This is a genomic window from Pseudenhygromyxa sp. WMMC2535 (genome assembly GCF_011083025.2).
Map to the genome: position 1 here is coordinate 4,106,747 of NZ_JABJWV010000001.1, position 19,700 is coordinate 4,126,446.

The 19,700-nt window shown below is 70.1% G+C and carries 13 protein-coding genes; 7 read left to right on the top strand and 6 right to left on the bottom strand.

What is annotated here, in order from left to right; genetic code table 11:
- Positions 1-101 precede the first annotated feature (101 nt).
- Together G6O69_RS16175 and G6O69_RS16180 are read left to right on the top strand one after the other, a co-directional pair.
- A complete protein-coding gene (locus G6O69_RS16175) occupies positions 102-893 on the top strand; it encodes a DUF952 domain-containing protein (protein WP_172304397.1) in 792 nt (263 codons plus the stop codon).
- Between the two features lie 195 nt (positions 894-1,088).
- Entirely contained in the window at positions 1,089-6,590 is a 5,502-nt protein-coding gene (locus G6O69_RS16180) for an AAA family ATPase (protein WP_176396881.1), read from the top strand.
- A gap of 96 nt (positions 6,591-6,686) precedes the next feature.
- Here the strand turns inward: G6O69_RS16180 and G6O69_RS16185 are convergent, their stop codons facing one another.
- A complete protein-coding gene (locus tag G6O69_RS16185; protein WP_172304399.1) occupies positions 6,687-7,484 on the bottom strand; it encodes a hypothetical protein in 798 nt (265 codons plus the stop codon).
- Positions 7,485-7,576: 92 nt separating this feature from the next.
- Here G6O69_RS16185 and G6O69_RS16190 point away from each other — a divergent pair, with 92 nt between their 5' ends.
- Complete coding sequence (locus G6O69_RS16190; RefSeq protein WP_172304400.1) at positions 7,577-8,416, top strand: MBL fold metallo-hydrolase; 840 nt, start codon at positions 7,577-7,579, stop codon at positions 8,414-8,416.
- A gap of 78 nt (positions 8,417-8,494) precedes the next feature.
- Positions 8,495-9,727, top strand: coding sequence for an FAD-dependent oxidoreductase (locus G6O69_RS16195; RefSeq protein ID WP_172304401.1), 1,233 nt, complete (start codon positions 8,495-8,497; stop codon positions 9,725-9,727).
- Between the two features lie 29 nt (positions 9,728-9,756).
- Here the strand turns inward: G6O69_RS16195 and G6O69_RS16200 are convergent, their stop codons facing one another.
- From G6O69_RS16200 to G6O69_RS16220, 5 genes are read right to left on the bottom strand one after another with little or no spacing between them, the layout of a single operon-like run.
- On the bottom strand, positions 9,757-10,827 hold the full coding sequence (locus G6O69_RS16200) for an MlaD family protein (RefSeq protein ID WP_172304402.1): 1,071 nt from the start codon (positions 10,825-10,827) through the stop codon (positions 9,757-9,759).
- Positions 10,828-10,872: 45 nt separating this feature from the next.
- Positions 10,873-11,661: an ABC transporter ATP-binding protein gene (locus G6O69_RS16205; protein WP_172304403.1), complete on the bottom strand. Its 789-nt coding sequence runs from the start codon at positions 11,659-11,661 to the stop codon at positions 10,873-10,875.
- Entirely contained in the window at positions 11,654-12,388 is a 735-nt protein-coding gene (locus G6O69_RS16210; protein ID WP_172304404.1) for an ABC transporter permease, read from the bottom strand. The genes G6O69_RS16205 and G6O69_RS16210 overlap by 8 nt, the downstream gene beginning before the upstream one ends.
- Before the next feature lie 12 nt (positions 12,389-12,400).
- Positions 12,401-13,159 carry an ABC transporter permease gene (locus G6O69_RS16215; RefSeq protein WP_172304405.1) on the bottom strand — a complete coding sequence of 253 codons (759 nt, stop codon included), beginning with the start codon at positions 13,157-13,159 and terminating at the stop codon, positions 12,401-12,403.
- Between the two features lie 12 nt (positions 13,160-13,171).
- The gene (locus G6O69_RS16220; protein ID WP_172304406.1) at positions 13,172-13,327 is read right to left on the bottom strand and encodes a hypothetical protein; all 156 of its coding nucleotides are present in this window, start codon (positions 13,325-13,327) and stop codon (positions 13,172-13,174) included.
- Positions 13,328-13,447: 120 nt separating this feature from the next.
- Here G6O69_RS16220 and G6O69_RS42185 point away from each other — a divergent pair, with 120 nt between their 5' ends.
- From G6O69_RS42185 to G6O69_RS16235, 3 genes are all read left to right on the top strand, one after another.
- Positions 13,448-15,073 carry a GDSL-type esterase/lipase family protein gene (locus tag G6O69_RS42185; protein ID WP_172304407.1) on the top strand — a complete coding sequence of 542 codons (1,626 nt, stop codon included), beginning with the start codon at positions 13,448-13,450 and terminating at the stop codon, positions 15,071-15,073.
- Between the two features lie 248 nt (positions 15,074-15,321).
- Positions 15,322-17,367, top strand: a complete 2,046-nt coding sequence (locus G6O69_RS16230) for a hypothetical protein (protein WP_172304408.1) — start codon at positions 15,322-15,324, stop codon at positions 17,365-17,367.
- 287 nt (positions 17,368-17,654) lie between these two features.
- Positions 17,655-19,700, top strand: coding sequence for a PD40 domain-containing protein (locus tag G6O69_RS16235; protein WP_172304409.1), 2,046 nt, complete (start codon positions 17,655-17,657; stop codon positions 19,698-19,700).

A 19,700-nucleotide genomic window follows, 5' to 3' on the forward strand; every position in this document is an offset into this window, starting at 1 on the left:
CCGGACCCTGGAGGGGGTCGGCGGTGGCGCTCGGAGCAAAGATGACGCATCTTCGTAGCCACAGGCCCTTTTACGCGCCACTGGGCGTGCATTTTTGTGTCGTGACCGAGCTACTCTACAGAATCTGCACCGTTGAAGACTGGGGTCAGGCGTGCGCCGAGGGCACGCTGCCGCTGTCGGCTCTCGACGAGCGGGATGGCTTCGTCCACCTGTCGTTGGCGGGACAAGTCGCCCAGACCCTGGGCCGATACTTCACGGGGATCTCCGACCTGGTCTTGCTGACCATCGACTCGGGGCGCCTGTCCAAGCAGGGGCTCTACTTCGAGCACTCGATCCACGAGGATCAGGGGGCGCGCCGCAAGGGGCTCTTCCCGCACTACTATGGGCGGATCGCTCGTGAGGCGGTCGTTCGTGCGCAGACGATCGAGCGCGACGTGAACGGGGCCCACGTGCTGCCGGCTGCGGTGAGCGAGGACGCTCGGCGCGAGTTCGAGCGGGAGCTGGGGACGAGCACGCTGGAGCTTCAGCTCAGCTGGGACGACCGAGGGGTCGCCCTGCTGGAGTATCCGCAGGAGACGCGCATCGAGGACGAGGCCAGCATGTTGGCCTGGGAGGCGCAGCTCGAGCGGCGGATCGCGGCGCTCAACGAGGGCCGGGGAAAAGTGCCCCTGGTGGTGGGCGTGGACAACCTGTGGGTGGCGCCCAAGCTCGAGCGGCGCTATGTCGAGATGGTCGACAAGCTGATCACCCGGGCCTTCTCGGTGGTCGTGCGCTGGAGCTCCAACGAACACCGTCGGCGCTTCTTCGCTCGCACCAACCAGGCTCACGATCTCCCCAGTGAGGTCTTTGCCAGTCGCGAAGAGGCGATTGGCTTTGCTCTCGCTCAGGGTTGAGCCCAGGCTGGGCGGGTAGGTCGTCGGCATCGCGGGGGAGGGGTCACTCGCGGGGAAGTCGCCACGGGGGGGCTAGGAGTGGCTAGGTAGAGGCCGCTACGTGGTGCTGATGTGCGCTCGTGGTGGCGGTTCGATTCGTGCGACGACAAAATAGTGATCGGGTGGCCTCGCGCGCGAGGCCCGTTGCCGATGGGCGTGCCGATCACTGGATATTCGAACTCGAGGCTCCTGCGTGCCTCGGGGGATCGCGCGCGCGTCTACGAAGCGCAAGGCGACGACGGGCGCGAGGTCGTCGTCAAGATCATCGAGGGGATGAGCGAGGTCGAGGGCAAGCTGCTCGAGCTCGAGCTCGAGAAGCTGCGCGCGATCGCTGAGCCCTGCTTCGTGATCCCCGAGCTCCAGGCGATCGAGCAAGCTGGCGAGCAGGGGGTGGCGCTGGTCCGCGAGCGCGTCCCCGGGCTCACGCTGACCGAGTTCCGTGGTCGCGTGCCCCTGGCCGTCGACACCTTCTTGCCGATCGCCCGACAGCTCGCCGAGCTGCTCGTGATCCTCCACGGCAAGGGGATCGTGCATCGTGCCCTGCGCCCGTGCAGCGTGTGGATCACGGCCGACTGCGGGAAGCTCTTCCTCACCGACTTTGGGCTGCTCGCGGCCTTCGAGCGTCGCCGGCCCAACCTCGACGACGCGCGCGAGCGCGAGGTGGTCGTGCCCTACCTGGCCCCGGAGCAGAGCGGCTGGTCGCTGCGCCCCGTGGACCCGCGCAGCGACCTCTACTCGCTGGGGGCGATCTTCTACGAGCTGCTCACGGGCGCGGTGCCCTTCGCCCACGAGGACGCCGACGAGCTGCTCGCCGCGCTGCTCGCCGACGTCCCGAGCTCCCCGAGCGCGCAGCGACCGGAGATCCCCGAGGTGCTCTCGCGACTGATCCTCAAGCTGCTCGAGAAGCAGCCCGAGCGTCGCTACCAGCGCGCGGACTCGCTGGTCGAGGACCTGCTGCGCATCAAGCAGCTGCTCGACGAGGACGAGAACGAGGACGGCTTCGTCCTCGCCCAGGGAGATCGCCGACTTCGAGGTGAGGACGGGCCCGCGCTGTGGGCGACGATCGCGGGGCGGATGGTCTTGCGCGGGCGCGATCGTGAGCGCGCGCTGCTCGCGGGGGAGCTCGAGCGCAGCGCGAGCGGTGACAAGGCGCGGCTGGTCCTGGTCTCGGGGGAGGCGGGGGTCGGGAAGTCGGCGCTGTGCGCCGAGCTCGCTGAGCTGACCCACGCGAGCCGCGGCCTGTTCGGGCGCGGCCAGGTCGACGGCCAGCGCCCGGCGGTGCCCTATGGCGTGTGGTTGCACGCCCTCGACGGGGTCTGCGAGCAGCTGCTCAGCGCCAGCGTCGGCCTGCGCAAGCGCTGGCGAGCGCGGCTGCGGGGGCAGCTCGGGGCGCTCGTCTCGGTGCTGACGCCGCTGCTGCCAAAGCTCGCCGCGCTGCTCGGGGACGAGCACGCGCCGGTGCCTCCGCTCGAGCCCAGCGAGTCGCGCAACCGCCTGCGCCTGGCGTTCTCGCGCCTGCTCGCCGGGCTCGCCGCCGAGACCCCGGTGGTCCTGGTGCTCGACGGGCTGCACGGCGTCGACGACGGGAGCCTCGATCTGCTCAAGGCGCTGTTCGAGGGCGGGAGCCTGGGCTCGCTGCTGGTGGTCGGCTGCTACCAGCCCATGGAGATCTACGACGGGCACCCGCTGCTCTACCTGAGCGCCAAGCTGCGCGATCGCTCGCTGCGAGGCCGCCACCTCGAGCTCGGCCCGCTCAGCGACACCGGCGTGACCCAGCTGCTCGCCGACATGCTCGGCCAGGTCGAGGACGGGTTCTCGCGGACGATCATCCGCCACACCGGAAACAACCCGCGCTTCGTGCTCGAGAGCGTGCGCTACTTGCTGATCCACGACAGGCTCTCGCGCGGCAGCGGCGAGCGCTGGTCCATGGACGAGCTCGAGGGCGCCGCCGCCGAGCTGCCGGCGGGCGTCAAGAGCATGGTCCGCGAGCGCCTCGCGCTGCTCGGGGAGGGCGAGCGCGCGCTGCTCCTGGGCGCGGCGTGCATGCCTCGGCACTTCTCGCTCGAGGAGCTCTCCGAGGCCTGCGGGCTCGCCCTCGACCAGCTGATCGAGCACCTCGAGCGGCTCTACATCATCGGCGAGCTGAACGGAGACGTGCTCGGGATCTACCTGCGCGACGAGCTCGTGCGCGAGGTGATCTACGCCGACGCGCGCACGGCCAGGCGCCGCGAGATTCATCGCCGCCTGGGCGAGGCTGGGCGAGCGCGGGCCGGGCTCGACTATCGCTTCGAGGTCATCGATCACATCGACGCCGGCATCGACGTGAGCCTCGACCTCGACGACGAGGGCATCGCGGCGCTCGTCGAGCTCAACCTCCACGCGGGCGAGCGGGCGCTCGAGATGGCCTCCTATGTGCCGGCGCTGCGCTACCTGGGCCTGGGCGCGGCGCTGCTCGACAGGCACACGCGGCGAGGGGGCGAGCGCAAGCCGGCGCTCGAGCAGCTGGGCGTGGGCGTGGAGTTTGCCCGGGCGCAGGCGCTGACCTTGGCGGGCCGCGGCCCCCAGGCGGATCACGTGTTCGAGCAGCTGCTCGAGCGCGAGCTGGACTGGCAGGCCTTTGGCACGGTCGTGGCGCGGCGCGTCCGCCTGCTCAACCTCGAAGATCGCCCGCAGGAGGCGGTGACCCTCGGGCTGTGGGCGCTCGAGCGCTGCGGCTACGGGATCCCGGAGTCGCCGGGGAACCTGCGCGCGGGCGCGGCGATGTTCTTCGCGTGGCTGCGCATGCGTCGGCGAGACCTCGACGCGCTGCTCGCCCTCGAGCCCGCGAGCGAGCCCGAGGTGGTCGCGGCCATGGAGATCATCGCCACGCTCGTGCTCCCGGCCTTCTCCATCGACGTGCGCCTGATGCTGATGCTCGGGGCGACGCACATCAAGCTGATGCTCGCCCACGGCCGCCACCCCACGGCGCCGCTGGCCCTGGCGACCCTGGCGATGATGGTCTGCGCGGCGCTGCGTCGCCCGCAGGCGGGCTGCGCCCTGATCGACGCCGCGCTCGTGCTCGGCAGCGAGCGCCCGGTCTATCAGGCGCGGACCGAGGTCGCGGCGATCGCCTTCATCTGGCAGATGGGGCGGTCGCTGGCCAGGGTCGCCCAGGAGGTCGAGGTGACCTACCAGCGCACCCTCGAGCTCGGCGACTTCGAGCTCGCCGGCTACCTCGCCGGGGTGGGCGTCAGCTTGCGCTTCGACCTGGGCACGGATCTGCGCCAGCTGATCGAGCTCAGCCGCGAGCACGAGCGTGACATCGGCAGCTGGGCGTCCAAGGGCTCGCGGGCGGTCATGCGGATCTACGGCAGCCTGGCCGCGGCCCTGGTCGGTGACATCGACGCGGGCCTGGGCGCGCTCGAGGCCCGCGGGGGGGCGCCCAGGGTCATGCCCGTGGACCCGCTGCGCTACGCCGAGGGCCCCAAGCTGTGGCGCTACTCGAGCAGCACGAGCCGCGCCTTCTTTCACATGATCATGGGTGAGCCCGAGCAGGCCCTCGAGATCATCGACGAGATCGCCGACTACCCGCGCGGGATGATGGGCTCGTCCTCGGTCCCGCGCACGGCGCTGATCCACGCGCTCGCGGCCGCCTCCGTCCACCCCACGGCGGCCGAGCCCGAGCGCCGCAGGCTCGAGCGGATCGTGGATCGCAGCTTGGCCATGCTCACGCGCTGGACCGAGGCCTGCGCCGAGAACTTCGAGCACCTGCGCCTGCTCGTCCTCGCCGAGCGCGAGATGCTGCGCGGTGACTACGTCGCGGGCTTCGACGCCTTCGAGGCCGCGCGGACCGAGGCCGAGCCGCGCGGCTGCTACTACGTCGCGGCCCTGGCCTGCGAGCGCATGGCCGCGCACATGCAGGCCCGCGGGCTGCGGACGGCGGCCAACGGCCCGCTGCGCGAGGCCTGGGGCCTGTATCAGCGCTGGGGCGCCCGCGCCAAGCAGTACCTGATCGAGCGCGAGATGGAGATCTCCTTCGAGCCGATCGACGGGCACAGCAACCTGGGGCTGTCGCGGGCGACCATCGACCTCGACGCCGTGACCACGGCGCTCGCGGCCGTGTCCGAGGAGCTCGACCTCGACGCCGTGGTCAGCAAGGCCCTCGAGGTCGCGATGGCCAACACCGGGGCCGACCGCGGCGCGCTGCTGCTCGAGTCCGACGCGGGCCTCGAGCTCGTCGCCCTCGGCGGCGTGGCCCGCCGCGTCCAGGTGCTCTCGCCGCCCCTCGAGCTGACCTCGGCCGCGGCCCTGGTGCCCCTGACCTTCGTCAACCACATGCTGCGCACGGGCAAGACCCTGGTCATCGAGGACGCCCGCGTCGACACTCGCTTCGCCCGCGACGCCTACGTGGACCGCACGGGGGTGCGCTCGCTGCTGTGCATGCCCCTGGGCAAGGCCCAGCGCCGCCTGGGCGCGCTCGTGCTCGAGAACCGCCAGCGCGCGTCATGCTTTGGCGAGGCCCAGTTCCAGCTGCTGACCCTGGTCGCGGCCCAGACCAGCGGGGCGATCGACAACGCCAACCTCTACCGCGCGCTGCGGCGCAGCGAGGTCCAGTGGCGCTCGCTCGTCGACGGCGCCCCGGACCTGATCGCCCTGCTCGACACCAACGGCGAGCTGACCTTCGTCAATCGTCCGCTGCCGGGCTGGACCCAAGGTCGCGCGCCGGCGATCGAGCCGGTCTCGGCCGAGCCCTGGCGCCAGGTGCTCGAGGCGGCGCTCGAGCACGGCCGCCGCGGCGAGGTCGAGATCGCCCTCAACGGCCGCGCGGGCGCCCAGCGCTGGTACGACGCCCACATCGCCCCGGTCGAGATCGAAGACGAGCCGCGCCGGGTGATGATCATCGCCACCGAGATCACCGAGCGCAAGCTCGCCGACGCCCGCCGCCTCGACCTCGAGGCCCAGCTGCGTCAGCAGCAGCGCCTCGAGTCGATCGGCACCCTGGCCAGCGGCGTCGCCCACGAGATCAACAACCCCGTCCAGGGCATCCTCAACTACGCCGAGCTGCTCGGCCTGAGCAAGGAGGACCCCGAGCTCGTGGTCGAGTTCTCCGGCGAGATCTCCAACGAGGCCGAGCGCGTGGCGACCATCGTCCGCAACCTGCTCGCCTTCTCGCGCCGCGACACCGCCCCCGAGCGCGCCCCCACCTCCCTGGCCGAGATCGTCGGCAACACCCTCTCGCTGATCCACAGCACCTTGCGCAAGGATCAGATCTCCCTCGAGCTCGACGTCTCCGACGAGCTCCCGCGGGTGCCCTGCCACGCCCAGCAGATCCAGCAGATCCTCATGAACCTGGTGACCAACGCCCGCGACGCCCTCAACGAGCGCTGGGAGGGGCACCACGACGACAAGCGCATCCTCATCCAGGGCGGGGTCGTCGAGCGCGAGGACAAGCGCTGGGCGAGGCTCTCGGTCATCGACACCGGCGCGGGCATGCCCGAGGAGGTCTACGCCCACATCTTCGATCCCTTCTACACCACCAAGGGCCGCGACCAGGGCACCGGCCTGGGGCTCTCGGTCAGCCACGGGATCGCCAGGGATCACGGCGGCGACCTGTGGGCCGAGAGCGAGCTCGGGGTGGGGACGAAATTTCATCTCGAGCTCCCGCTGCCCGATCCATGAGGGATGAGGCGCGCGGCGGGAGGCGGGGCTCGGCGCGTGGAATTGAAAAAGCGGCGGTCGCTCGCTGCGCCGCCGCCTTGGTGTTTGCGCCTCCGCTCAGGCCTGAGGGGGGAGGTCGTAGGGGTTGGTCGGGGCGGGCGGCTGAGGGGCGCCGTAGGGCTGCTGGACCTGGCCGGGCTGCTGGAGCTGTCCGGGCGGGGGAGCGCCGTAGGGCTGCTGCATCTGCCCGGGCGGGGTGTAGGGCTGCTGGGTGTGCATCTGGCCGGGTTGGGGGGCGCCGTAGGGCTGCTGGATGTTCATCTGGCCGGGCTGGGGGGCGCCGTAGGCGTCGACCGGCTGGGGCTGCATGCCATGGACGGCGCGGCTGAAGCCGCTGCCCGCCATGGTGATGGCGAGCGGCGCGGTCAGCAGGCCGCCAAAGGGCACGACGTTACCGGCGCTCTGGATGACCCCGTTGACGATCACGAAGATCAGCCCGCCGCCGATGTCGGCGCGGGCGAGGGCGGAGGACTTCTTCATGCACTCCACCGCCGACTGCTCGCCATCAGCCATGAACCAAAGCGACCAAAACAGCAGGTAGCCGGCGATCAGCCCGGGGATGAAGAACAGCAAGAGGCCCGCGAAGACCGTCAGGCCGACGAGCAGCATCAGCACGAAGGCCGGGCCGAACATGTCGAAGCCCGCGAACACCTGGCCGGCCTCGACCTTCTCGCCTCGAAGCGCGCGCAGGACCATGCGGTTGAAGCCGACCAGCAGCGGCCCGAGGCAGATCCCGAGCGTGACGGCGCCGACCAGTCCGACCAACAAGAAGCCGAGGATGAATGCGGCGGCGTTCTTCGAGAACACTTCCCACGCTTGATTGAGCGTGGCTCCAATATCGAGTGCGTTGTTCATGGCGATGTCCCGCGCGCAGATCACCAAGTTATGGCTGCGAGCACAAGGCCCCAGCTTGCGGGGCGGGGCGGTGCTGCTAAAACGCCGATAACGTGCCCCGACCACCCGAAGACGAGCTGCTGATTCACGGCCTCCACCTCCAGGGGGTCGCCGAGGGCGGGGTCGAGACCAACCTGCGGGTGCCCGAGCTCGATCTGATGTTCGACATCGGCATGTGCCCGCCCAAGGCCCTGAGCGTCAGCCGGCTGATGATCAGCCACGGTCACGGCGATCACATGGGCGGGATCCATTACTGGATCTCTCAGCGCGGGATGATGAACCTGCCCCCGGGGATCATCCACCTCCCCGCCGAGATCGCCCCGGCGGTCGAGTCGCTGATGCACACCTGGTCGAGCATCGAGGGCTTCGACTACCGCTACGAGCTTCGCCCGGCCTCGCCCGGAGATCGGGTGCCCGTGGGTCGCAAGCTCAGCGCCACAGCGGTCCGCACCCACCACCGCGTGCCCAGCTTGGCCTGGGTGATCGAGCGCCGCGTCGACAAGCTGCTGCCCGAGCTGCGCGGCCTGCCCGGCGAAGAGATCCACGCCCGACGCAAGCGCGGCGAGGCGGTGACCGAGTCCCGCGAGGTCCCGATCCTCTGCGTCACCGGCGACACGACCATCGACACATTCCTGGAAAACGAGCTCGTGCGCCGCTGCCAGGTCCTGGTCCACGAGTGCACCTCGTGGAGCGACGAGCGCAGCCCTGCGTCGACCCGGGAGTGGGGACATACGCACGTGGACGAGCTGATCGAGCACGCCGAGAAATTCGAGGGCGAGGCGCTGGTCTTGGTGCATCGCAGCTTGCGGCACAGCAAGCACTTCGCGCAGGAGGTGGTCCGGCGGCGCTTTCCGGCGCACCTGCGCGAGAAGGTGTTCGTGTTCGGGGAGTAGCGGCGCGGCGCCGAGTCTGCGCTCGCGTTGACGCCCCTGCCCCCGGCTGTCATCGTCCCCTCGCTCCGCGAGCCAGACATGCGCGACCACGACGCCCACGTGCTCATCCTCGGCGGCAGCTTCACGGGCGTGGAGCTGGTCCGAACGCTGCGCGAGCACAGGCGCGGCCGCGCGCTCGAGATCATCGTCGTCGATCGCCAGGCCGAGCACCCCTACATCCCCCTGGGCCACGAGCTGCTCACCGAGCGCATGGCCACCGGGGTCGCGGCCAAGACGGTGCTGCCCACGGCGCGCTACGTCGGCGGGCGGCCCAAGACGCGCTGGGAGCGAGGTGAGATCGTCGGCTTCGAGCCCGAGGCCCACGCGGTGACCCTGGCCGACGGCCGGCGCTTCAGCGGGCGCTTCGTGGTCGTGGCGCTCGGCTCCGAGGTGGGCGCGCCCGCGGCCATCGAGGGGGCCGAGGCCCTGCAAAGCTACAAGTTCGCGGCGGACTTCGAGCGCGCCAAGCTGGCGGTGAGCGAGGCGCTGACCGGGGCCGAACAAGCACCCACGGCGCTGGTCGTGGGCGGAGGGATCACGGGGGTCGAGATCGCCGGCGAGCTCGCCCACCTGGCCCGGGCGTCGACGCGCCCCGGGCCGTGGCGCGCCCCCAAGGTGGTGTTGGTCCACGGCGGCGAGCGCCTGCTCCCGGGCCTGCATCCGCGCGCGGGCGCGTGGGCGGCCCGGGCCCTGGAGAAGCAGGGCGTCGAGCTGCACATGCGCACGCGCCTGCAGGAGATCGTGGCTCGAGGCGAGGGCGAGGGCGGGGCCAAGCTCGCGCGGCTGCGCGACGCCGCGGGCGAGGTCCGCGAGCTCGCCTTCGAGCTCGGCTTTTGGGCCGGCGGTCTGCAGCCGCCGCCCGTGCTCGCGCGCATGGGCCTGCCGCTGACCGAGGACGGCTGGCTGCGCGTCGGCCCGAGCTTGCAGTGCTACCCCGGCGTCGACGAGCCGGAGATCTTCGCGGGCGGCGACGTCGCGCGGATCTACGGCGGCGAGGGGCGCTGGCCGACGATGCAGCGCGCCATCGAGGGCATCTTCGCGGCCCACACCATCGCCGACAACTTGCTGCGGCTGGCCGGCTGCGACCCGGGCTACGCGGCAGGCGTGCCCCCGCTGCATCCCCACCGGCTGTGGTCCGACTTCCCCCATGGGGTCAGCGCGGGCGGCGAGTCGCTGGTCGTCCATGGCGGGCTGAGCCTGCCGCTGTCGCGGATCAACACCTGGTTTCGGCGCTTTTTGATGCACATGTACATGCGCCGCTACTCGCCTTGAAAGGGGCTCTCGAGCCGGGCTCTCGAGCGTTACTCCTCGAGCTCGTCGATGCGCTGCGTCGCGCTCTTGCGGTCGCCTCCACCCACGCGCACGAGCACGCCCTCTTCTTGGAGGAATTTGCGGATCGTCAGCTCGTCGAGGCCCGCGGCCCGCTTGGCCAGCAGCGAGAGGTTGGAGACCATCGGCCCGAGGTCTTCGCCGGCGCCGCCGAGCGCCTCGGACAGGTCCTTGAGGTTGCTCGAGGCCACGGCGACGTCGTCGAGGATCTGCCCGACCGCGTCCATGCGTTCGGGGGTGAGCTCGTCGGTGGCTTTCTCGACGCTGGCCAGGGCGTTGTCGGCCCGGGTCAGGGTCTGGTCGGCTTTGTCGAGCAGCCCGGGCAGGCGGTTGGCGGTGGTCGTGGTGATGCGGTCGAGGTTGCCGATGATCCGGTCGACGCGCGGATCCTCCATGAGCGCGTTGGCGTTGTCGATCAGCCGGCCGATGTCTTCTTTGTTGTCCTCGGCGAGCTCGCGCACGGCGGTGACCGTGGCTCGGGCGTCGTCGATGGTCTGACCGAGCTCCTCGCGGGTGAGCACGGGCTCGCCCCCGTCCTCGCCCGCGGCGGCGCCCATCAGGCCGTCGAGGCGCTTCAGGAGCGGCTCGATGGCGGCGCCGATCGAGCCCTCGCTACCCAGGATCGGCTCGAGGGCGTTGAGCACCTGGTCGACCTCGAAGGTGCTGCGCACGTGGGTGATCGCGGCGCCGTCGGTGAGCCGCGGGGCCTCGGGGCTGCCGGGGTCGAGCTGGAGGTACTTCTCGCCGAGCAGGCTCTTGGCGCGGACCAGGGCGACGGCGTCGTCGTGGACCTCGACCTCGGGCTCCACGAGCAAGGTCAGGCGGGCGTGGCCCTGGTAGACCTCGACGCGCTCGAGGCGGCCGACCTTGACCCCGGCGATCTTCACGGCGTTGTCCTCGACGAGACCGGCGGCGTGGTCGAGGTCGAGGAGGTAGCGCGTGCCCTGGCTGCCCCCGAGCGCGCCGATGTTCTGGGCCAGCCACAGCAGCAGGCCCAAGGTCACGACCACGAAGGCTCCGAGGAAGATGTACTTGCGATTCAAGGCGGACCTCTTGGTGGGGGAGCTGGCTGGCGGACTGGCGAGGGTCTAGACGACCTTGATCGGGCCCTGCGTCGCGCGGGTGAAGAATTGTTCGAGCGCCGGGTGGTTCTCGGCGAAGACCTGCTCGGCGCGGCCGAAGGTCACGAGCTTGCCGTTGGCGAGCATGCCGATGTGCTCGGCGACCATGCGGGCCTCGGCGGTGTCGTGGCTGATGATGATGAAGGTCATGCCCAAGCTGCGGTGGAGCTCGAGGATCAGCTCGTCGAGGGTCGCCGACATGACCGGGTCGAGGCCCGAGGACGGCTCGTCGCACAGCACGATGTCGGGGTCGATGGCGATCGCCCGGGCAAAGGCCACGCGCTTGCGCATGCCCCCGGACAGCTCGCTGGGGAACTTGTGCTCGGCGTGGCCGACCCCGACCCGGGCGAGGCGGTCGCGGACCTTGTCGCGGATCTGCGCCTCGCTCATGGTGGTGTGCAGGCGCATGGGGAAGGCGATGTTGTCGAACACGCTCATGTCGTCGAAGAGCGCGCCGTCTTGAAAGAGCATGCCGAAGCGCCGGCGGATCGCGAAGAGCTTGGCCCGGTCCTTGGCGCGGCGCTCGTCGAGGGCCGCGACGTCCTCGCCGAACACCAGCACCCGGCCGCGGTCGGGCTTGAGCAGGCCTACCAGGCAGCGCAGGAGCACCGACTTGCCGGTGCCCGAGGGCCCGAGCATCACGCAGATCGAGCCGCGGGGGATCGTGAGGCTGACCCCGTCGAGCACGGTGTGGCTGCCGAAGGACTTGCTGACGTCCTCGAGGACGACGGCGGGGGGCTGTTCGCGCTTAGCCATAGATCAGCCAGGACAGGAGCAGGTTGACGACGATGCACATCACGGCGCCGTGGACGATCGCCAAGTTGGTGGCCACGCCGACCCCGTCGGCGCCGTCGCGCTTGGCCACGCTGTAGCCGTGGAAGCAGGCGATCACCGCGATCAGCCAGCCCATGACCAGGCCCTTGAACAGCCCGACGCCGAGGTCCGCGAGCGTGACCTGCTCTTGGATCTGAGTCACGAAGCTGCCGGGGTCGAGGCCGAGCTGGTGGACGGCGCCGTAGTAGCTGGCCGCGAGGCCGACGACGTCGGCGTAGCCGCACAGCAGCGGGAGCGCGAGGGTCACCGCCCACAGCCGCGGGGCGACGAGGTAGCGCAGAGGATCGACGGCCATGACCTCGAGGGCCTCGATCTGCTCGGAGATCTTCATGTTGGCCAGGCTCGCGGCCAAGTTGGCGCCGATCCGCGCCCCGCAGACCACGGCGGCCATGACCGGGAAGAGCTCGCGCACGCCACCGACGCCCGCGAACAGCCCGAGCAGGTCCTGGCCGCCGAAGCGCTCGAACGAGGCGTAGCTCTGCACGCTGAGGTTGAGCCCGGCGAACACGGTGAGCATGGTCAACAGCGCGAGCGAGCCCCAGCCGGCGTCGACGAGCTGGGTGACGAGCACGTCCCGGGGCGGCAGGCTGGTGAACTGCACGCGCAGGGCGAGGCCGAGGAAGCGGACGAAGTCGGCGAGCTTGCGCATGGGGTGCCCGCGCTAGAGCCCGGCCTGGAGCAGGATCATGCTCAGGAGGTAGTCGGTGAGCAGGATCAGCACGATGGTGCTGACGACGGTGTCGTTGGCGGCCTTGCCGACGTCGGCGGCGCCCTTGCCCACGTCGAGCCCGCGGTAGCCGGCGATCAGCCCGACGCCGAGGCCGAAGAGGGCGCACTTGCCCAGGCCGACCCACAGGTCCGCGGGGGTGATCTGGGCGGTGAGGTTGTCCATGAACGCGCCGTGGTCGACGCCGCCGAGGGGCACGGCGAAGGCCCAGCCCGAGAGCACGCCGAGCAGGTTGGTGAGCACGCTGAGCAGCGGGGCCACGAGCACGCAGGCGATCACGCCGGGCACGACCACGTAGCGCACCGGGTCGATGGACATCACGGCGAGGGCGTCGATCTGCCCGCGGACCTTCATGGTGCCGATGCGCGCGGCGATCGACGAGCCGGCCTGGGCGGCGACCATGACCGAGGCCAGCGCCGGGCTGAACTCGCGGAAGATCGCGGTGCCGAGGAAGCTCGAGAGCATGCGCTCGGCCCCGAAGAGCGCGAAGATCGAGATGCCCTGGAGCGAGATCACGGCGCCGACCGGGGCCACGGCGAGGCTCACGGGGACGATGCAGCGCTGGACGAGGATCGCCATGATCCGCAGGGTCTCGCGCAGGTAGAGCGGGGGGCTGAAGGTGGCGCGCGCGACCTGGGCGATGAACACGACCATCGCGCCGAGGGTATGCAGCGAGCGCAGCAGGCCGGTCATGGCGGTCGCGGCTCAGCGGCCGAAGCCGAGCGGCTCCTGTGAGGCGAGCGGGGCGAGCAGGGGGGTGCCCGAGGCGAGGGCGAGGCGTTCGCGCGCGAGGCGGGCCGCGCTGGGCTCGACGCGCCTACCCTGGCCCCGGGTGGGGGCCTGTGCGAACTCGACGGCCATGCCCGACATTTGTAGCAGTCCCGCAGGTCTGGCTGCTAGCTCGCAGCTCGGCCCGTGGGCGCGGGCTGCCAGGGCCCGGGCGCGCTTGACTAGGCGCGATCTGGCGGACACAACGAGCTGGTGGCATGGCCCGCCCGAGAGAAGATCGAGCCCCGCGTGTGGAAGCGGGGGCCGCTGCGTTGGGGCCTGCTGGTCCTGCTCCCCCTGGCCTGCGGGGCGCTGACCTGTGGCGGCCCGCCGCGCGTGCCCCAGGCACAGGACGAGGCCGAGGCGGGCGAGGGCGACTCGAGCACGGTCGCGGCGGCCCTGCCTCCGGTCGAGGCTGACGAGGGCCCCGAGGACGAGGTCCTGCCGGCCTACAACCCCGAGGCGCTCTCGGCCCGGCTCGAGGCGCAGCGTGTCTTCCTGGGCGAGGACTCGCTCTTCGAGGACGCCGAGGGCAACCCGATGGCGCCCAAGCTCGAGGTCATCGAGGCCGGCGGGGCCGAGGTCGGCAGCGTCGAGGACGACATCTTGCTCTCGCTGCCGGGCTCCTCGGGCATGGGCGCCGGGGGCGGGCTGGTCGGCGAGTCGGAGGCCGTCAACGGCAACGCTCTGGGGCTCTACGTGCCGATCGAGAACCCCGCGAGCGGCCCGGCGCTGGCCCACTTCCACGACGCGCTGCGCAAGCTTCGATCCGGCGAGGACGACGACGGCAAGGTCCACATCGCCGTCTACGGCGGCTCGCACACCCAGGCCGACGTCTACCCCGGCTACATGCGGACCTACTTCCAGCGCCGCTTCGGCGACGGCGGCCCCGGCTTCTACTCGCTGGTCAAGGTCAACCGCTGGTATCGCTACGCCGACTGGTCGATCGACGAGACCAAGGGCTGGAAGAGCGAGCACGCCCAGCGCTCGAGCGCGCGCAAGGACGGGCTCTACGGCCTGCTCGGGGCGAGCGGAGCCAGCGACAGCAAGCGCGACCGCACCAAGCTGATCCCGCGCAACGACTCGACGGTGGCCAGCTTGTACGAGCTCCACTTCCTGCGCCAGCCCGGCGGCGGCCAGCTCGGGCTCTACGTCGACGGCAAGCGCGTGGCCACGGTCGACACCGAGTCGAAGACCGGCGACTACCAGGCCGGCTTCTACGAGTTCACGACCCCCGAAGAGGCCGGCCACGAGATCGAGGTCCGGGTCAAAGGCGACGGCGAGGTCCGGGTCTTCGGCGTGGCCATGGAGCGCACCAGCCCGGGCGTGGTCGTCGACACCCTGGGCATCTCGGGCACCCGCGCCGCCAACATGCTGCGCTGGAACGAGGTCGTGTGGGCCGAGCAATTCGCCCACCGCAAGCCCGACCTCTACACGCTCTTCTACGGGACCAACGAGGCCACCGACGAGAACCAGCCGATCTCGGCCTACCGCGACGATCTGCGCGAGGTCCTCGCGCGCCTGCGCCGGGCCGCGCCCGAGGCCAGCTGCCTGCTGATCGGCCCCGGCGACTTCCCGCGCGAGGTCGAGGAGGACGTCTGGGTCCCGCGCCCACGCCTGGCGCAGATCATCGAGGTCCAGCGCGATTTGGCCTACGAGATGGGCTGCGGCTTTTGGGACACGCTGGCCTTCATGGGCGGCGTGGGTTCGATGCACACCTGGGCGACCTCGAACCCGCGCATGGCCAGCCGGGATCACATCCACTTCTCCAAGCGCGGCTACGTGCGCCTGGGGATGGCGGTGACCGACGCGATCATGGCGGACTTCGACCGCGAGTGATTGTTGCGCGGTACTCGCGGGGTGCCGCTACGAACCCTCAGCTTCGACCCTGATATCGGGGGGCAGCTCCCCCGACTCGGTGACGTGGGTTCCACGCCTGTCACACAGTGAGCTTGCCTGGGGGACGAACTCTGTTTTGGCAGTTTTCCGCAGCAAACGCCGCCAGTGGTTATTTCTGCACTAGGGGAAAACCCCTCGCATTCGCGCGTTTGGATCCGCCATCATGGCGCCGGCCCTAGGAGCCAGCCATGTCCATGCATCGAAACTTACTGACCCTCAGCTTGATCCCCGCCTTGGCCCTAGCCGCGTGCTCCGGTGACGGTGGTCGTCCCGACGACAGCAGCAGCGAAGATGGCATCGGCGACGAGGTCGGCTCGGAGAGCGACGAGGGCACGGAGTCCGACGAGGGCATGAGCTCGGGGCTCAACCTCGACATGCCCGATGAGCCGACGCTCATCGACCTGCAGATCGACCCGCCGGCGGTGGTCATCGAGGTCGTCGACGGGGTCATCCCCGAGCAGATCGACTTCTCGGCGATCGCCACCAACAACCTCGACGAGGAGTACCAGGTCGACGGCAACGGCGTGTGGAGCTGGGACCGCCTCGACATCGCGGAGCTCGATCCCGGACCGGGCGCGCTCACGGCCACGGGCCTGCTGGGCGGCAAGGGGACCTTGAGCTTCACCTACGAGGGCCTCGAGGCGACGGCCGACGTGACGGTGAAGCTCAGCTACACGCTCGACGAGATCGGGGATCCGCTGGCGCTGGGGATGCTGGACGCGGCGAGCACGGCCGACCCGAGCCTCTCGCTGCTCTACCCCTACAACAACACGGTGTTCCCGCGCGGGCTGCTGGGCCCCACGGTGCAGTGGAGCGGTGGCAACGACGCCGACATGTACAAGATCCACGCGGAGAGCTCGACCTTCGAGCTCGACTGGTACGGCACGGCGGCGAACCCCTCGCGCTGGGACTTCCCGGCGCTCCCGGCCGACATGTGGCTGAAGCTGACGGACTCGACGGAGGGCGACATCACCTTCGAGCTCCGGCGCTACGACGGGGTGACGGCCTATACGACGCCGGTGCAGTTTTGGACGATCGCGCCGGCGAACCTGGCGGGGACGATCTACTACTGGGCGGTGAACCAGGGCGACGTGCTGCGGATCAAGCCCGGCGAGGCGGCGCCCGAGCAGTTCCTGCAAAAGCCCTCCGGCACGACCTGCCTGGCTTGCCACAGCGTCTCGACCGACGGCTCGACCATCGTCGCCTCGCAAAACGGCAGCGAGAGCCCGTGGGCGACCTTCAACCCCGACGGCAGCAACGTGTTCTACACGAGCATCGCCACGGGCACCTCGGGCTTCCAGGCGATCTCGCCGGACGGGGCCTACGTGCTGTGGGGCCAGAGCAACGGCTCGTTCCACGCCCAGCCCAACAGCTGGATGGTGCTCAGCCCCAAGGACAGCGTGGACGTGGTCGCCCAGCTCTTCGTGGAGACCGGCTACCCGGTGCACCCGGCGTGGTCGCACGACGGGACCAAGATCGCCTACGGCGTGCGCACCGACGGCGGCTGGCTCGACTTCAACAACTGCACGCTGTGGGTCGCGGACGTCGACCTCAACCAGCCGGCCTTCGCCAACCATCAGCAGATCGTCGGCAACGAGGCCGCGCGGCCGACGGTGAGCTACCCGACCTGGAGCCCCGACAACGAGTGGATCTCCTTTGGGCGCTCGACCCAGGCGCGGACGCGCGGAGCCAGCGGTGAGCTGTGGATGGTCCGGGCCGACGGCAGCGAGCCGGTGCGGATCGACAACGCCAACGGCTTTGGCCACATCGACGACGCCCAGACCGCGCAGAACTACGAGCCGACCTTCGTGCCCGTGGCCTCCGGCGGCTACTTCTGGCTGGTGCTCGTGTCCGAGCGCCAGTACGGCAACACGCTGACCGACCAGGCCGTGGCGACGCGGACCAAGCAGCTGTGGGTCTCGGCCATCGACATCAACGCGCCGGCGGGCACGGATCCCAGCCACCCGGCGTTTTGGCTGCCCGGCCAGGAGATCAACAACAACAACATGCGCGGCTACGCGGCCCTCGACGCCTGCCACGAGCTCGGCGAGTCCTGCGAGGCGGGCTACGACTGCTGCTCGGGCTACTGCGTGGAGTCGGAGCCGGGCGTGTTCACTTGTGACGACGAGGTCCCGATGTGTTCGCCGGTGGGCAGCGCGTGTGAGACCTCTGCGGATTGCTGCGATGAGGAAGCCGACTGCATTGGCGGCTACTGCTCGCAGCTGATCGGCTGAGTTGGTTTTATGGAGGGACCGTCGCCGGTCCCTCCCCCCACCCCCTGCCCGCGCCTCTCGGCGCGTTGGTTTTATGGAGGCTCTATCTGTGTCGAGTCGATGAATTGGGGAGACGCTCGATTTTGCGCTCGCCGTCATTGACGTATGCGCCGGCATGCTTTGACGGATCTGTCATGTCGTGTCCTCGGTGGGCATCACACCCGAGTTTGCTCTCATTGATAGTCGGATAAAGTCCTACCTTTGAAGACATTGGATCCGTCATGATGAACCCCGCGAGGAGCCCTGCCATGTCCATGCACCGAAGCCTACTGACCCTCTCTTTGATCCCTGCTTTGACCCTGGCCGCCTGCGCTGGCGACGAAGGTCGGCCCAGCGACGACAACGGTGACGGCGTCGGCCTCGATGAGGCCGGAGACGGGAGCGACGACGGCCTGGACGCGGGCGATGGCGCGGACTCGGGGCTGATCCTCGACATGCCCGACGAGCCGGCCTTCATCGACCTGCAGATCGACCCGCCGGCGGTGGTCATCGAGGTCGTCGACGGGGTCATCCCCGAGCAGATCGACTTCTCGGCGATCGTCACCAACAACCTCGACGAGGAGTACCAGGTCGACGGCAACGGCGTGTGGAGCTGGGACCGCCTCGACATCGCGGAGTTGGATCCCGGCCCGGGCGCGCTCACGGCCACGGGCCTGCTGGGCGGCAAGGGGACCTTGAGCTTCACCTACGAGGGCCTCGAGGCGACGGCCGATGTGACGGTGAAGCTCAGCTACACGATCGACGAGATCGGGGATCCGCTGGCGCTGGGGATGTTGGACGCGGCGAGCACGGCGGACCCGAGCCTCTCGCTGCTCTACCCCTACAACAACACGGTGTTCCCGCGTGGACTGCTGGGGCCCACGGTGCAGTGGAACGGTGGCAACGACGCCGACGTGTACAAGATCCACGCGGAGAGCTCGACCTTCGAGCTCGACTGGTACGGCACGGCGGCGAACCCCTCGCGCTGGGACTTCCCGGCGCTCCCCGAGGACATGTGGCTGAAGCTGACGGACTCGACGGAGGGCGACATCACCTTCGAGATCCGTCGCTACGACGGGGTGACGGCCTATACGACGCCGGTGCAGTTTTGGACGATCGCGCCGGCGAACCTGGCGGGGACGATCTACTACTGGGCGGTGAACCAAGGCGACGTGCTGCGGATCAAGCCCGGCGAGGCGGCGCCCGAGCAGTTCCTGCAAAAGCCCGCCGGCGCGGGCTGCCTGGCCTGCCACAGCGTCTCGACCGACGGCTCGACCATCGTCACGGCCCAGGACATGAGCGGCTACCCATGGGCGGCCTTCGATCCCGAGGGCACCAACACCTTCGACGCCGCCGGCGGGGCCGGCTACTCGGCCTTCCAGGCGGTCTCGCCGGACGGGGCCTATGTGCTGTGGGGCCAGAGCAACGGCTCGTTCTACGCCCAGCCCAACAGCTGGATGGCGCTGAGCACCAAGGACAGCGTGGGCGTGCTCGCGCAGCTCTTCGTGGAGACCGGCTACCCGGTGCACCCGGCGTGGTCGCACGACGGGACCAAGGTCGCCTACGGCGTGCGCACCGACGGCAACTGGCTCGACTTCGTCAACGCGACGCTGTGGGTCGCGGACGTCGACCTCAACCAGCCGGCCTTCTCCAACCACAAGCAGATCGTCGCCAACGACGCGACGCGGCCGACGGTGAGCTACCCGACCTGGAGCCCCGACAGCGAGTGGCTGGCCTTTGGCCGGTCCACGCAGGCGCGGACGCGCGGGGCCAACGGTGAGCTGTGGATGGTCCGGGCCGACGGCAGCGAGCCGGTGCGGATCGACAACGCCAACGGCTTCGGCCACATCGCCGACGCCCAGACCGCGGCCAACTACGAGCCGACCTTCGTGCCCGTGGCCTCCGGCGGCTACTACTGGCTGGTGTTCGTGTCAGAGCGCCAGTACGGCAACACGCTGACCGATCAGGCCGTGGCGACGCGGACCAAGCAGCTGTGGGTCACGGCCATCGATCCCAACGCGGCCGCGGGCACGGATCCCAGCCACCCGGCGTTTTGGCTGCCCGGTCAGGAGCTCGGCAACAACAACATGCGCGGCTACGCGGCGCTCGACGCTTGCCGCGAGATCGGTCAGGACTGCGAGGCGGGCTACGACTGCTGCTCGGGCTACTGCGTGGAGGCGGAGCCGGGCGTGTTCGCCTGCGACGACGAGGTCCCGATGTGCTCGCCGATGGGCAGCGTTTGTGAGACCTCCGCGGACTGCTGCGACGAGGATGCCGACTGCATTGGCGGCTACTGCTCGCAGCTGATCGGCTGA